Annotated in this window: 1 protein-coding gene; it reads left to right on the forward strand. The window is 33.5% G+C overall.

What is annotated here, in order from left to right:
• The first annotated feature begins 51 nt into the window (after window positions 1-51).
• Complete coding sequence (locus tag ACE1ET_RS20570; RefSeq protein ID WP_375730309.1) at window positions 52-618, forward strand: hypothetical protein; 567 nt, start codon at window positions 52-54, stop codon at window positions 616-618.
• Window positions 619-772 lie beyond the last annotated feature (154 nt).

Here is a 772-nt window from a genome sequence, read left to right on the forward strand (position 1 = left end):
CCATACCGCGGGAACGTTGGCAACCATTTCAGAATTACAGCCTATCTTTGAATGAATAGACTTAACGAACAATATTTTAAAACCAAAGAAATCCACAAAAAGAATTTCAAAAAACAATGGTGGATTTTATGGATAGTACTTTTAACTGCATTTTTTCTTTATATCTATTCTGAAATAAATACCCAGATTAAGTATCCTGGAATTTTGATAATAGCTGAAAATAATCAAGTTTGTATTCCGACAGATGAATTGAAAGTTGGAAATATCTTATATGAAACTCAGCTAGACCAATTACAGTCACCAGATAGTACTCAGATGGATTCGATTCTAAATGTTAGGAGTTGGTTTTACCCAAATATTCTAATTGAAACAGTGAATGATCATATTATTAATATTAAAGCTTTAAATAATAAAGTTTCAACACCATCCGGTCTGACAATTGGGCAAACGAAAACAAAAGTTTCTCAAATTCTTTATGGACAGAAATCAGACTTTAAATCTAAAGCTAAATACCTTGAAAATATACAGTTTGTAAATTGTGAAACAGAAAGATATTTAGCACTAGAGTTTCAAGCAGACACATTAAGTAATCTGCAGATTGGCATTGATTTACCATGAATAAAAAATAAAAACGGTTGCCAACACGCGGTCATAGTGCATGGCAGTACTTTTAAACCAAATAATTCAACGTTCGCTGCAAGCTCTTTTCGTCCTGACAGTTCCTATCCCGTCGGAAAGAAACTGCCACGACACCATACCGCGGGAACGTTGT

This window comes from Quyinboa mangrovi, from assembly GCF_042219825.1.
GTDB lineage: Bacteria > Bacteroidota > Bacteroidia > Bacteroidales > UBA5342 > JBHJHP01.

What these genes read in the sequence shown, in the direction of transcription:
- ACE1ET_RS20570 (WP_375730309.1), top strand. Translation starts at nt 52, where the DNA reads ATGAATAGACTTAACGAACAATATTTTAAAACCAAAGAAATCCACAAA.